The organism is Pseudoalteromonas haloplanktis ATCC 14393 (assembly GCF_000238355.1).
GTDB lineage: Bacteria > Pseudomonadota > Gammaproteobacteria > Enterobacterales > Alteromonadaceae > Pseudoalteromonas > Pseudoalteromonas haloplanktis.
Genome location: NZ_AHCA01000006.1, coordinates 182,440 through 198,000, shown reverse-complemented (window position 1 = coordinate 198,000; position 15,561 = coordinate 182,440). Strand labels below are relative to the sequence as shown.

Below are 15,561 nucleotides of genomic sequence, written 5' to 3'. Positions count from 1 at the left end.
TAAAATGACTCATGTTGTGAAAAATTCAACTATCCTTACGCAATATGATATTACTAACTTATTGCGACGTTTTGGTGGTAAAAACCAACAGTATGTTGAAATTGTTGATGTGCAGAAAAACTTACAGACAATTAATAAATACCCTTTAATCAAAGATGTTTCATCATCGGTACATACACACGCATTATCGCAGGGTCGAACTAAAAGTAACTAGCCAAAAATGAGAAAGATTTACCTTAAAGGAATAAAAGGTGGAACGGGTGCAACTGCAATTGTTGCGAATCTCGCCTGCGCACTGAAAAAATCCAATACTAACGTGATTGTGCTCGATCTTGATCCCAAAAATGACCTTGGCTTGCATTTAGGCTTAAGCTGGGAGCACAACACTGGCTGGAGTAACTACAATTCATTGAACGCTGCATTAGCTGAATTTCACTGCGACAGTGACGGCGTCATTTTTTTACCCTTTGGTAGTGAGCCAAGTCGTCTTAATGAATTGCAAACTGTGATCCGTGATTGTGAACAATTGAAAGTTGATGACAACAGCTGGCTATTACTTGATTGCCCAGCCCATCTGGATTTAGACCACTTCAATTTATGCGCAGATGATATCTTTTTAGAGGTCGTTAATTGTGATGCTACTTGCCACAGTTTTATTTATAAGCGCTTACTGAAGCTCAATCAACAAACAAATCACTGGCAACATTACTTTTTAGTGAATCGTTATAACTCAGCGTCAGAGCTAGAATTTGATCTATTACAGCTATGGCAATCAGAAGTGCCATTATTAGCTCCTCTGTATATCAATAAAGATGAAGTCATTAGTGAGTCTACTGCATTTAGAAATGTCGCAGTCAATTGCGCCCCTTACAGTGTAGCCAATGATGATTTTGAAACGTTAGCAGGCTGGCTGGTCAGCCGAGCGACTCACAATGACTAAACCCAGCCGCGCAAGTGTAACACAAAAGAGTATGTCACTCTTTTTAAGTATTTTTTTCACTAAAAAAATAGTGAGATTTCTTTTTTTCAAATTCCATAGTTACTTTAACCAACATAAAGTAAGTGCATTAGCAGCGTTTTTACTGCCATTTTTGTTGTTACTGCTGAGTATTTTTATCAAGCTAGATAACAATAATAAACGTCGCTTAAAAGCAAAGCTTGCTTACCTGTACCCTCACGTAAGTAAACCAATTGTCACCCCAGCCAACAGCATTCGTATTTTTTTACAAAGTCTGTATTTGCTTTTATTCAACGTCTCTGTCAAAAAAAATGCGCCTAAAAATCGCATACGCTCCCACTATAGCGCTAAATTCTTTCAAAAATCAGCTCGATTTATTCGCTACTTAGATACTAAGCTTGTTCGAAGTTGCAAACGGCTGTGGCTACTAGGTAGTAGTAAATCAACAACTCAATCATACCAAAAAATTGCAAGCGCCAAGCTTTGGCGTAACCGGTTCTTACACTTCATGTTTTATGGTTTGCTGGCGCTAGCTGTCGTTATTTTTGTTACTGTGCCATTTAGCCTTGAAGCACAAGCCATTTTCATCAGTTTAATTTTACTTGTTTCCTATTCACTCAGGCGTGTGAAAGGGCAAATGGCAACCATTGCCATGATCACCTTAGCGGTAACAAGCTCAACACGTTATTTATGGTGGCGTTATACCGATACTTTAAACTGGCACGATCCGCTAGCTCTTACTTTAGGGATTGGTTTATTGCTCGCTGAAAGTTATGCCTGGTTGGTGCTTATTCTCGGCTTTTTTCAAACCATTAATCCATTACACAGAAAACCAATTCCATTGCATAAAGATACCGCTTTATGGCCAACGGTTGATGTCTACATTCCAACCTACAATGAGCCACTAAATGTTGTAAGACCCACTGCAATCGCAGCACAAAGTATCGACTGGCCTGCAGACAAGCTTAATATTTATATCCTCGATGATGGGAAACGTCCTGAATTTAAAGAGTTTGCTGATGAGATTGGAGTTGGTTATCTTGACCGTCCAGATCACAAACATGCCAAAGCAGGTAATATGAATCATGCAATGAAGCATACTAGTGGAGAGTACATTGCTATTTTTGATTGTGATCACATTCCTGCCCGCTCATTTTTGCAGATGACAATGGGACAATTCATCAACGATAGTAAAGTATGTTTAGTACAAACACCGCATCACTTTTTTTCAGCAGACCCCTTTGAGCGAAATCTGAATAATCATCGCCAAATACCAAACGAAAACATGTTGTTTTATGGATTGATCCAAGATGGTAATGACATGTGGGATGCAACATTTTTCTGTGGTTCATGTGCTGTTTTAAAGCGCCAAGCATTAGAAGAAATAGGAGGGTTTGCAGTAGAAACCGTTACCGAGGATGCACATACAGCGCTGCGTATGCAACGAGCAGGTTATAAAACAACCTATATCAATATTCCTCAAGCTGCCGGCCTTGCAACAGACAGTTTATCAGCCCATATTGGTCAACGTATTCGTTGGGCTCGCGGTATGGCGCAAATTTTCCGGCTCGACAACCCTTTATTGGGCAAGGGCTTAAATATTGGCCAAAGGTTGTGTTATATCAATGCGATGTTGCACTTCTTATCCGGTATTCCGCGTATAGTATTTTTAACCGCACCACTGGCGCTGATTTATTTCAACGCTTATATTATCTACGCCCCTTTTATCGCGATCTTTTTATATATAGTGCCGACATTGTTGCAAGTAAAAATAACCAATTCGCGCATCCAAGGAAAATACCGCTACTCTTATTGGGGAGAAGTCTATGAGTCCGTACTGGCTTGGTATATCTTAAAACCAACCACTGTCGCGCTATTCAATCCCAATAAAGGCAAGTTTAATGTTACCGAAAAAGGCGGTTTTAATGACAAAGCCCGCTACGATTGGCTAATTTCTAAACCTTATATTATTTTGCTCGCGTTTAATGTAATTGGCATGTGTTATGGCGTTTTTCGGTTGTTTTTCGGCGATACTTCACAAATAGGCGTGTTATTGATCAGTATGTTATGGGCCAGTTATAACACCATGATTCTAGGTGCAGCCGTTGCGGTTGCCGCAGAAGCAAAGCAAGTGCGCAGCTCACACCGGATAAAAGCCAACTTCCCCGCTGCTATTCGACTTAGCAACGGCCGAACGATGAAAGTTAAAATTACCGACTATTCTGATAATGGGGTGGGTATTGAGACAGCGCATGAGCATATGTGCAAAACCAATGACAAAATTGAACTATTAATGAGCCGGGGGAAAAAACAATTTTCTTTTCCTACTTATATATGTAACACCCGCGATAAACAAATTGGCTTAACGCTACGGGATCTAAATTTAGAAAAACAAAAAGCATTTATCCAATGCACCTTTTCGCGTGCGGATGCATGGCTTGACTGGCAAGATAATTTTAAACATGACAAGCCTTCATACAGTTTTAAGAAAGTATTTACAACTAGCATTCGTGGCTTTAATAATTTGATTTTCCATGCTCCGAATCAGCTAAAACCATTAATTAATTTTATAACACGTGCAATGACGCAACTCGCATCGTTATTACCAATAAATCCGAAAAAAGTATTTTAACCATCATGATTAAATCGACCTTTAAACTCTGTTTCATACTGTTTTCAATTTGCTTTGCAAGCAGTGTTTTATCAGCCCAACCACTGGCAGATAAAACTATTTTTAATAATGGCTATCCTGAGCATGCGCAAGTAGAAACACTCACCTTGAGCTTTAAGCGTTTAGGCGTAAGCCAATATAAGCTTGATGGGGTAAATAATAACACGCGCGTTGACTTTACGAATCGCTTAGATAAATTAAGCAAGCAACTGCAGTTAAACTTTTCTTTTAGCCATTCTCCAGCGCTACTGAGCCAAGTATCTCATCTAAAAGTTTATTTTAACGAAAACCTAATTTCTGTCTTGCCTATCAAGGATCAAGTAACACCTGTCAACCAAGTGGCTAACCATAGCATTGAGCTCAATCCGAAACTGATCAAAGATTTTAATCAAGTGCGCTTTGAATTAGTCGGCTATTATGATTTGATTTGCCAAGATGATTTTAGCAAGACTATTTGGGCCGAGTTAAGTAAAACAAGTTCGATCACATTACAGCAACAAGCATTAGCGCTTGAAAGCCTGTTAGAATATTTTCCTGCTCCGTTTTATGATGAGCGTGATTACACCCAACTTAACTTACCATTTATTTTTGCATCGCAACCAGATGAGAGCACCCTAGAAGCTGCAGCTACTCTATCAAGCTGGTTTGGCGCACAAGCTGATTGGCGAAAAGCAAATTTCCCTGTGTTATTTAATCATACCCCAACACAACACAGTGTTGTATTTGCTACCAACGATGATAAACCTGATTTTTTGCTGGATTACCCTGACGTAACTAAACCGACAGTGGAGATCATCTCTAGTCCCACGCAGCGCTACGCTAAAGTGCTATTAATTTTAGGGAAAAATACCGCACAATTAAAAGAAGCTGTGGTTGGTTTGCTATTTGGTCATAAGGTGATGACAGGCCGAACTGCAAGTATAGATGCAATTAATAACTTACCGTTACGTAAAGCTTATGATGCACCTCGCTGGGTTAGATCCGATCGTGCAGTCTCGTTTGATGAATTCATAGAATACCCAAATCAATTACAATCACAGGGCTTATACGGGCAACCTATCAACCTTGATTTACGCTTTGCGCCTGATTTATTTACATGGCGCCAACAAGGGGTCCCAATAACCTTACGTTATAGAAATGCACCGACTGATGAAGCCATTTTATCCAGATTAAACATGTTGATTAATAATAAGTTTATTGATGGTTTCATTTTGACTCCTAACGAATCACACATTCTCACCACTGAAACGATTATGCCGTTACTATCGAATTCTGAGCCAAGCCAAACCCGTCAAGATTTTGAGTTAACGGGGCTCGATCTTAGTAAAAAAAATCAGCTTAGCTATAATTTTCATTTTGGTCTTATCAAAGCTGGTGAATGTACCGCGATTCCCGCAGGTGGGGAATTTGGCGTAATTGACGGTAGTTCGACCATTGATGTGAGTGACTTTCACCATTATATAGCGCTACCAGATCTAAACGTGTTTGCTAACAGTGGTTTTCCCTTTACTAAATACGCAGATTTACATCAAACAATACTAATTATGGAACAACATAGCTCTGCGAGCGCGATCAGTTTATTGTTAAATTTCACTGGCCACTTAGGTGAAATTACCGGATACCCAACCCATAAACTGACGATAAAACACCCTAACAGTGAGCTTGATCTGGATGACAAAGACATTGTAATTATTGCCAAAGCAGACGCTTTTACTCATCAATTAACGGATGACAGTTCATTAAGTATTTTACTGCAAAACAATCAACGCATTGTTGAGCAGGCTATTTATAACGGCGCTTTTGATAACAATCAGCCTGAGAAAATCAAAGTCAGCATCCAAAGCCAAGGAAAACTAGGGATCATTTCTGGGTTCCAATCTCCTTTTAATTCAGAGCGTTCAGTGGTGTCATTAATCGCAACTAACGATAACGCCTACTCATTGCTAAGTAACAGTTTAATACAAGATGATAAAACGGCATTAATCACCGGTAGTTCGGCAATTATTAATAGCCAAGGTATTAAAACCATAAAAACTGACGATCAATACTTTATTGGTCATATACCTATCCATACATTAATTTGGTTTCATTTTTCTGATCATCCATTTATTTTAGCGCTGTTATCAATCCTCACTCTGTTGCTTATATCTTTTATTTTATGGCGCTTACTGGGTGTGTTAACTCAAAAACGTTTAGCTGAGGGAGACAAACAATAATGAAAGGCTATTTATCTCTATATTCATTATTAACCTTACTGTTGGTTTCAACATCCAGTGTTGCTCAAAACAGTTGCGCACCGTGGTCACAATGGCAAACCTTTAAACAGCACTTTATTACTGCGCAGGGACGTGTAATTGATCTGGGCAGCAAACAATCGATCACCACCTCAGAGGGGCAATCATACGCACTATTTTTTGCTTTAATAGCCAACGACCGTGACACCTTTGATAACGTTTTAGAGTGGACCGAAACCCATTTAGCCGAGGGCGATCTAAGTACACGTTTACCTGCGTGGCAATGGGGTATTAATCAACAAGGTCAGGAAGCAATTTTAGATTCAAACCCTGCATCAGATTCTGACTTATGGATAGCCTATACCCTTTCTCAAGCGGCCGACTTATGGCAAGACAGGCGTTATAATGTGCTAGCAGCCGTCATGGCCCAGCGTATCATGCGTGAAGAAACCGCTCATCTTGCAAACTTAGGGCTTTCTCTTTTACCTGCCCCTGCAGGCTTTGAGTATGAAGGGAATATCACTAAATTAAACCCAAGCTACGTGCCTCTTTTCATCCTACAGCAATTCAGCCAACGTTACCCTCACTCACCTTGGCAGCAACTGCATGATGCTTCAGCAAAAATGTTGCTGGCAACAAGTCAATCAGGAGTCAGTCCGGACTGGGTATTGTATCAACCTAGTAAAGGCTTTTATTACGATAAGAACACGCCTGATATTGGTAGCTACAATGCAATTAGGGTCTACTTATGGGCCAGTATGATGGCTGAAAATGCCCCTTTTCGAAATGAGCTAATTGAGCAATTTCAGCCAATGCTTGCCCATGTCGTCAATCGTACAAACGCGCCATTAACGACCTATGCACAAACGGGTAAAGCAGATAAAAATGGCCCACAAGGTTTTAATGCAGCTTTGTTGCCATTATTAGCAATTAATAATAAAAATGAAACACTTACAGCGTTGCAACAACAGATGATGATCGATACTTCATTCACCACTACCCGTTATTATGACAGTGTGCTGTATTTATTCGGCACGAGTACTCTCAATAAGCAATTTAGAATTGATGAAATGGGCAAGCTTGTACCAAACTGGAGTTCTGAATGCCGTTAAGGTGGCGACTTTATTTGCTATTTTTTAGCTTGGTACCCTTTAGCTCAGCTCTCAGTGCTAACAGTACCAGCGATCTCGATACACACTCAATTGAATGGTTAGTGAGCCAAGTAAAGCTAGGTGAAATTCAGCAAAACCAATTACTAATGACTGATAGCTTGGATAAACTACTGAGTATTGCACCAAAAAATATACTGGTGCGATGCGCTCAAGCACGGGTTTATTTTGCTTTAAATCAACCTACAAAAGCACGCACTGTGATCAATCAATTAACTGATATTGATAAAAAGCAGCCTTGTGTAGCGCAATTAACATTATTGGCGCAAAGTAATACTGAATATAAAGAACAAATTCAACAAGCTCGTTTATTAGCTCGTGCTGGTCAATACCAAGCTGCAACGAAAATATATGATCAATTATTCTCACCTTTATATTCAAGTATTGAATATGAGTTTGAGCACATTAACTGGATTGCCACCGAGTCGGAGCGTTGGCAGCAAGCACTGCGCGGCTATCAGTCTTTAAGAACTCGTTTTGCCAATGTGGGTCGTTTTGAGCTTGCCTATGCACGGCATATTTTAAAGCGTAAGCCTCGTGATAAACAGGCGCTGGAAATTTTTAATTATTATGCGCATAGCAACCAATACAGTGTCGAAGCCGAATTTGGTTGGCTTAACGCTCTTGCAGATATGCCAATTGATAAGAAAACTGAACAAGCCTATCAAGCGTATCTGAAAGCATTTCCTCACAGTAGTAAGGGCGCGTTACAGTATGCTGATTTTCAAAAAAGCCTGAAAGCTGAATTAATTAAGCAAGCTGATCCAGCATATAAAAAATGGTTACAAGGCGCAGCTGCGCTTGAGAAAAAACACTATGCTAAAGCAAACAATTTATTGCTCCAAGCCTTACAAGGTCGACCAAATGATCATGACGTTTTAAACAGTCTGGGGCTGCTGAATTTACGCCAAGGTAACAATAGCCAAGCTTATAGTTACTTCAAAAAAGCTCAGCGTAATACACAAAACATTGATCTTATTTCAGTCTATAAAGGCTTAGCAACAACGGCAAAGTTTTGGCAGTACATAGATGAAGCAAAACATGCATTAACAGCAAAGCATTTTAAAGCAGCGCAATTAAAACTCGACCTTGCTGCCACTTTAGATGAAGATCCCAATACCGTTAGCTTTTATCAGGGGCAACTATTTCAGGCTCGTGGTGACTATCAACTAGCAATGCGCACTTATCAAACGGTGTTAAAGCACGATCCACTTAATGCCCAAGTACTTAATGCAATGTTATCGTTAACCAGTAGCGATAATAACTACCAACGCAGTGATCAGTTTTACGAAAATTTAACCCGTGCGCAGCAAGCTGTGATTGCACAAGATTATAAGGTTATTCAAAGTAAGCAATTACGCCAAAGAGCAGATGAACTCACCACCCAGGGTCAATTAGATACTGCGGTCAGCTTGTTGTTATTAGCGATTAAGAAAACCCCTCTAGAAAGCTGGTTATATTACGATTTAGCTAATCTATATCAACAACAAGGTTTACTCGAACACGCTAAAGCGTTGTATAAAAAAACTTTATGGCAGTTTCCGCTAGATGCAGAGCTTCGCTACAGCCATGCATTATTCTTACGCTCGTTAAATGATTATCAAGGTGCTCTGGAGACCTTAAATTTCGTACCAAATAATGCCCGTAGTGAAGAGATTGAACAGCTGGCACAGCAGCTAGCTATTAATGCAAAAATGAACCGACTGGCAAGTAATAACAACGCAAGTAAGGCAACAGTTATTTATAACTTAACTGAGCTTGGAGCACAGCCGCTCACGCCATTAATGCAAGCAGAGCTTGCCTTGCAGTGGCGCCAAATAAATGAAAATCAGTACGCTGAAAGGCAATTAAATGCAGCCCTTAGTCGTGATAATACGCTAAGCCCTTATTGGCATATGACCTACGGTCAATGGCTATTAGAGAGTGAAGACATAACCCTAACTAAGCACTGGTTTGTCAACTACCAATTACCACCTGCCGCCGGTAACGAACAGCGTGATCGATGGCTCGCGTTGCAAGCTGCTTACATTAATAAATTTAATCAAGGCGAACAACGCATATCGCAATTAAACGCCCTGTTGCAACAACACCCTAATAATGCCGTGCTTGCTGACGCTTTGATCACAGCATATATTGAACTTGATCATCGCCAAATGGCCATAAAACTTTACCAAACGCAATTACAATTGGGTAATACGCTTGAGCCACAAACCGCTTTAGCTGTTGCCCGTGCAAGCCGTGAGTTGGGTAATCACGAATTATCAGATCGTATCATTGCAACCTTAGTAAATGATGTAAGCCCTACGCAAACTTATCAACAACAGTTATTGATGACCGCATTAATTGATTACTCAGATCAACACACTGTTATTCCTTTAACAAAAGCGCTATTAACAAAGTCAAACCATAGCCAAGAGTTATATTATCAAGGCGCGCTAGTTGCTGAGAAACACCAACAAAATGCATATGCCCAACAATGGTATTTAGAAGCAATAGAGCCATATAGTAGTGCTAAAGTTGCAAATAACCCTGACCTAAATTATCAGCTTTACACCCTTGACGATGACGCACCTTGGTACGTAAATAATGCAAAACGTGAACTGGCACGCATGCAGCAACAAGATCAGGTATATATCACCAGTGGTGTTAACTTTAGCAGTCAAACCAGTACTCAAAGTGATGCCAGTTTAGGCGCTGGATCTATGCCTATTGAGATCGGCTTCCCACTTTGGCAAGGCACTGGGATTGTTAAACTTGACCCAATGACAATCTCCAGTCAAGAAACCCGCTTTGATGAAAGCTTCTCAGGCAGTCGCTATGGTCAAGGTGCATTGTGTATCTTAGATTGTCCGTTAAATAGTATTGAACCACAACAAGAAGGCATTGATATAGGCTTGGCATGGTTTAATGATACGTGGCGCTTTGATATTGGTACTACACCAATCGGTTTTTTGGTCGAAGATATTGTCTGGGGTATTGATTACAATGGTGATTTTGGTAACTTTGGATATCGCCTAACACTCAATAAACGCCCATTAACCAGTTCAGTTTTATCGTATGCAGGCCTTGAAGATGTATTCACCAACGAAGTTTGGGGGGGTGTAAGAGCGACCAGTTTACGTTTTAATCTATCTCATGATTTAGGGCTCGACTGGGGATTTTGGGCATCGACTGATTTTCAGTTATTACAAGGTAAAAACGTTAAAGAAAACCAACGTTACAGCCTTATGGGCGGCGCTTATAACCGCTATATTCGTGAAAAGAATACCGAGTTAACGCTAGGTGCAAACTTATTACATTGGTCTTATCAATATAATCTAAGCGAAGAAACTTTTGGTCATGGCGGTTATTACAGTCCACAAAACTATATAGGCGTATCACTGCCAGTGATTTATGACCGTCGCGTTAATAACGACTTTATTTACCGCCTTCGAGCGGGGATTTCTTGGTCAACGACTACCACAGATGACAGTGAGTTTTTCCCTAACGATCCGCTATTACAGCAGCAAGCAATTGTCAGGGGAGAAACGACGACAGGTATCAGCCCCATTTTTGAAGGCGACACAAATTCGGGTATCTCGTATAACCTAGGCGGTAGTTTTGAATACCGCTATACACCGCATTGGTTTTTTGGTGGCTTTTTTAGCTTAGATCGTGCTGATTTTTATGAGCCTAACTATGCTCAGCTTTATTTCCGCTATTACTTTAAACCTGTTTATAGTGAAATGATTTTCCCTGGAACCCCTGTAGTGCCTTACGCAGACTATTAGTCACTGTTTTAAAACCACAGTACAGCTAACTATCGCAAGCACTTCCCCTGCACATAAGGTGTATGTATACTTAGCCGCACTTGTAGCTAGGATAAGGGTGTGACTCTTACCCACTAAGGAATACCTTAGTGAGCAAACCATTACCTTAGCTGCATAAAAAACAAAATCATGGCCGCCCGTTCAATCAGTGTTTTTATCACATGAACGATTAAAGCAAAAAATATAAGGCCGCAATAATTAACGTTGAGTTAGGAAGTAAATATGAGTTCATTACCTAAAGCAGGTGACTTTTTAGGGCATCCTAAAGGGTTATTCCTGTTGTTCGGCACAGAAATGTGGGAACGATTTGGTTATTACGGCATGCGTGCCATTTTAGTATTATATCTCGTTGCGATTGTTCAAGAAGGTGGTTTTGGTTGGAGTAATGCCGACGCACTAAGCCTGTACGGTACATTCACTATGGCTGTTTATATCACGCCATTATTTGGTGGTTGGTTAGCCGATAACGTACTTGGTCAACGTAAAGCAATCATCATCGGTGGCCTATTAATGGCGGCTGGTCACTTCACTATGGGTATTCCGCATAGCATGCTAGCTGGCCAAGAAGAAAATGTATTCTACATTGGTTTAGCATTACTATGTATGGGTAACGGTTTATTTAAGCCAAATATCTCAACCATGGTTGGTGACTTATATACAGAGGGTGATCAACGTCGTGATGGTGCCTTCACTATTTTCTACATGGGCATTAACTTAGGTGGCGCATTAGGTCCATTAGTTGCCGGTTATGCAGCGGCTGCTATGGGTTGGCAATACGGCTTCATCGTTGCGGGGATTGGTATGCTTATCTCTGTTGCAATGCAAGTTATGTTAAGCAACAAATACTTAGGCGATATAGGTGTCGTTCCTTCAGCCAAACTAGCGCAATCGCAATCTAACTCTGACGTTAAAGTTCCTTTAACAAAAGTTGAAACTGACCGCATTAAAGTTATTTTTACTATGAGTGTATTTAGTATCATTTTCTGGATGGGATTTGAGCAAGCCGGTGGCCTAATGAACTTATTCGCTAATGATTATACTGACCGTATGCTATTCAACTTTGAAATTCCAGCGTCATGGTTCCAATCATTAAACTCTATTTTCATCATTGTTTTTGCCCCACTGGTCGCTATTATCTGGTTAAAACTTGATAAACGAGAGCCTAACTCACCAGTTAAGTTTGCAATTGCATTAGTCTTTTTGGCACTTGGCTTTATCACTATGATTTTAGCACTTATGACTCAAGGTCAAGGTGATACATTACAAATCAGCATGATGTGGTTAGTGTTATTCTACTTATTCCATACACTAGGTGAGTTATGCTTATCACCTATTGGCTTATCTATGGTCAGTAAATTAGCCCCACTACGCTTAGCTTCAATGTTAATGGGTATTTGGTTCCTATGTACAGCAGTTGCGAATAAGATTGCCGGTTTTGTAGGTTCATTCTTAGGCGAAGGTGAAGAAGCCCTTGATAATGCGCTAGGCATTTTCATTGGTTTAGGTGCAACAGCTGTACTTTCTGCAGTGATCATGTACTTACTAAGTGACAAACTTGTTAAATGGATGCACGGTGCTGAGGGTCAACACGAGCCGCACACACAAGAGCACATTTTAGCTGAAGAGCTGGAAGTAGTTGCTGAAAAACCGTAATTAAGCGTTCAAAGCTTCTCCACAAGCAGCCCTGCTTGTGGAGATTTTCTAAACAATCCCCTCTATATCACGTCCCTAAATACTGCTATTATACACACCGTCAATTTGAACTTTGTACGGACTACGATGCCCTTTTCAATATACAAAAAACTCTTTTTAGTCATCTTATTGCTCTGCCTTTTAAATGCATGTGGCGGAGACAATACAGTTAAAGATACCGCGTTTGTTGTAGATGAAACGGATCTAATAATCTCTGCTAATGATGGGTTAACACAAAGTTTTGACAATGACTTAGTCACTATCAGCATCCCCAAAAATGCGGTGAATACCGATACACGTTTTATATTTAGTCAAACACCCCTTGATGAAAGCAATAAAGCACAGGGGATCATTTCTGCACTGTATAGCTTTAGTCCAAAAGATCTATCGTTTAACACTCCAAGCACTTTATCAATCAGTACCGAAAGTGCTGCTGATAACCAACTATTTGCCATTGCTCAGTTAATCGATGGACAATGGCGCACGCTCGCAAGTACCACATCAGAAAACAACCGAGTTAGCGCACAAATTACCACATTAGGTACATTCGCTATTAAATCTCGACCCATTGTTCCAATTACTAAAAATATTGGACCAAACTGCCCGAGTAACGAAACAACGCAAAAAATGCGCTTTATTCATGTAGCAGATCTCCATGCTCGATTTGGTTTTAAAGAACGTTTATTTAGTCGTATTAAAGGGTATTACCAACAATCCGTCGCAGAGCAGCCTTATACCTTGTTCACCAATGGTGGCGATGACTATGAAAAAGGCACCGTGGCAGAGCAAACTTCCAAAGGCTTAATCACCGTTGAGGCAATAAAAGCAATGGCGTTTGATGTCCGTGTAGTGGGTAATCACGATTATGCATGGGGCCCTGAGCAGTTACTTGATTACGCCAATGATGATCACGCCATTGTATTAGCCAGCAACACTCAATACACAGGTGATAGTACGCAAAGTTTCGACGCAGTTGATTTTTCAATTGTTCAAGTTGGCTGTCTAAAAGTGGGCTTTTTTGGCATGACCTCTGTGCCTTGGAATGAACTAGATAGACCGGTAGAAACCGCTCCAATTCCTGACTTTATCGCCAATTTTAAAATGAATTGGCAGTGGCAAGAGATAGCGCAAACAATTGTTCAGCAGCATCGTCAAGATGTGGATTACATGGTAATGCTCAGTCACTTAGGAGAAGGTGGCGATACACAAATAGCTCAAAACGTGCCAGGCATTGACTTAGTCCTCGGTGGTCATACTCATGGCGGAGAAAGCTTTCAGCAACTCGATAATGGCAGTTTAGTGATCCAGCCAAACTTTTTTGCTCAAGGTTTAACTGACTTAGAGTTAACCTTTGATTTAGCAACTAAAACGGTTAGTGATATCAACTACAATACGGTAGCCACGGCAAACATCGGGACTGTTGATGAAGCATTGCAAACGCAAATAGATTTTTTGATGGGTAAATACGCTCCAGATGCCAATACTGAAATAGCTATTTCAGAAAACTACCCGAGCGCGTTACAAATAATGGAGATCACGACTCGTGCTGTAAAACAGCAGTATCAAATAGATGCAGCCCTTTTTGATCCTAGCCAAGTGCAAACTCGCTGGACACCCGGTACGCTGACACAAGAAGATTTTCATAATGCTTTTAAAGTTGAAAGGCAACCTTCTAACACACCCGGCTTTAGTGCAATTTATCAAGTTACGGTAAATGGTAGCGAATTAAAAACCATGATAGCGAGTCAACCAGATTGGGTATTATTAGCCCCAGATAGTATTACTGACAGTCAAACTTATAATTTAGCACTGCAAAAAGGCCCCGCTTTTAATGGTGAGCTGTTTTTCAATAGTATTACCTTTGCTGAGCCGCAATTACTGGCTGAAACATGGCAATTACTTGATCAGTACGCTCGCTACCGCACCAGCCAGTGTCTGCATATAGATACAAACACTCAACTCAACTCATGCCAAGATCAAGCAAATATTACCATTTGGAATTTTGATGATCCCAGTAAGCCACTCAAAGCAGATTACGGGCCATCAACCCTTAGCTACTTCGATCCAGAACAAAGTGGCTGGGGCCCTGAGGACACTGTTTATAAGACCACTTCTGAATTAAATATTGCCGATTTAAATGACGGTGCTTCAGGCGTAATGGCCTTTACCGATCATTCTCCTACTGAAGGGCTACAAATCACCCTCAATACAGCTGCTAATGGTGACTTTATCAATGAAGGCCTCGTATCAGATTACACGCTAGTAATGGACATTTACTGGCCACTGGCAGTCAAAGACATTTACCGCGCTCTGGTGCAAACCGATACGGTAAATTACTTAACAGACGATGCTGATATATACATTAATCCTGAAGGTGGCTTAGGTAAATCAACCAGCGAAAGTGGTTACTTTGGCAACACTCAATCAGATACCTGGCATCGCATCGCCTTTGTCTTTTACACAGCACCAGATAATGGCGTGTTTGAAGTGTACGTTGATGGTGAGCTAGCTGGCGTAAAAAGAGAGGGTGAAATTAATCGTCGCTGGGCATTAAACAAAGCCGTGTTACTACTGACTGATAATAACTATGAAACAGAGCCCGGTTACTTAAACGCTTTGCTTTATGCAGGTCGCGCAATGACTCGCGATGAAATAAAAAGCATGGCTGGCGCGCAGCAAACTTTACGCTTTGAGCCAAGTACACGATCATTAAACCAGACGGTTGAGCGTCATTATCAAAGTGCCCCCGCTATAAAACCTAATTTGTGGCTAGAGCAGCGCAGCAAGTTTTTTAACAAACGCGGCCCGAGCGTAAACAATTAATTACAATCCAGCGATTAAATTAAGGGAGGAAACTCCCTTAACATCCTTAGTTTACATCCTCAATTAAAACAAATTAATCATTAATATCAATCAACTAAGCAATCCTAAAGAGCGCAAACATTTAACTATCAAACAGCAACCATTACAGCTTCCCCTATTCCATCTACATTTTTAAATGATCGTCCCATTTAATTTACAAATAGCC

Annotated in this window: 8 protein-coding genes; all 8 read left to right on the top strand. The window is 40.5% G+C overall.

All coding sequences use genetic code 11. The annotated features are described in order from the left end of the window. The first annotated feature begins 4 nt into the window (after positions 1 to 4). The 8 genes from bcsR to PHAL_RS0113050 all read left to right on the top strand — a co-directional run bounded on the left by bcsR (position 5) and on the right by PHAL_RS0113050 (position 15,356). Positions 5 to 214: a BcsR/BcsP family cellulose biosynthesis protein gene (gene bcsR, locus PHAL_RS0113085; RefSeq protein ID WP_016708870.1), complete on the top strand. Its 210-nt coding sequence runs from the start codon at positions 5 to 7 to the stop codon at positions 212 to 214. Positions 215 to 220: 6 nt separating this feature from the next. Beyond that, a complete protein-coding gene (gene bcsQ / locus PHAL_RS0113080; RefSeq protein ID WP_016708869.1) occupies positions 221 to 940 on the top strand; it encodes a cellulose biosynthesis protein BcsQ in 720 nt (239 codons plus the stop codon). Then, entirely contained in the window at positions 933 to 3,590 is a 2,658-nt protein-coding gene (gene bcsA, locus PHAL_RS0113075; protein ID WP_016708868.1) for a UDP-forming cellulose synthase catalytic subunit, read from the top strand. The genes bcsQ and bcsA overlap by 8 nt, the downstream gene beginning before the upstream one ends. A 5-nt stretch (positions 3,591 to 3,595) precedes the next feature. Beyond that, positions 3,596 to 5,845, top strand: coding sequence for a cellulose biosynthesis cyclic di-GMP-binding regulatory protein BcsB (gene bcsB, locus PHAL_RS0113070; protein ID WP_016708867.1), 2,250 nt, complete (start codon positions 3,596 to 3,598; stop codon positions 5,843 to 5,845). After that, the gene (gene bcsZ, locus PHAL_RS0113065; protein WP_016708866.1) at positions 5,845 to 6,975 is read left to right on the top strand and encodes a cellulose synthase complex periplasmic endoglucanase BcsZ; all 1,131 of its coding nucleotides are present in this window, start codon (positions 5,845 to 5,847) and stop codon (positions 6,973 to 6,975) included. Before bcsB ends, bcsZ begins: the two co-directional genes overlap by 1 nt. Then, positions 6,966 to 10,802 carry a cellulose synthase subunit BcsC-related outer membrane protein gene (locus PHAL_RS0113060; RefSeq protein ID WP_016708865.1) on the top strand — a complete coding sequence of 1,279 codons (3,837 nt, stop codon included), beginning with the start codon at positions 6,966 to 6,968 and terminating at the stop codon, positions 10,800 to 10,802. The genes bcsZ and PHAL_RS0113060 overlap by 10 nt, the downstream gene beginning before the upstream one ends. 261 nt (positions 10,803 to 11,063) lie before the next feature. Then, positions 11,064 to 12,494 (top strand): peptide MFS transporter, encoded by a 1,431-nt coding sequence (locus tag PHAL_RS0113055; protein WP_016708864.1) that lies wholly within the window; start codon positions 11,064 to 11,066, stop codon positions 12,492 to 12,494. Between the two features lie 126 nt (positions 12,495 to 12,620). Next, positions 12,621 to 15,356, top strand: a complete 2,736-nt coding sequence (locus PHAL_RS0113050) for a metallophosphoesterase (RefSeq protein ID WP_016708863.1) — start codon at positions 12,621 to 12,623, stop codon at positions 15,354 to 15,356. Positions 15,357 to 15,561: the final 205 nt, after the last annotated feature.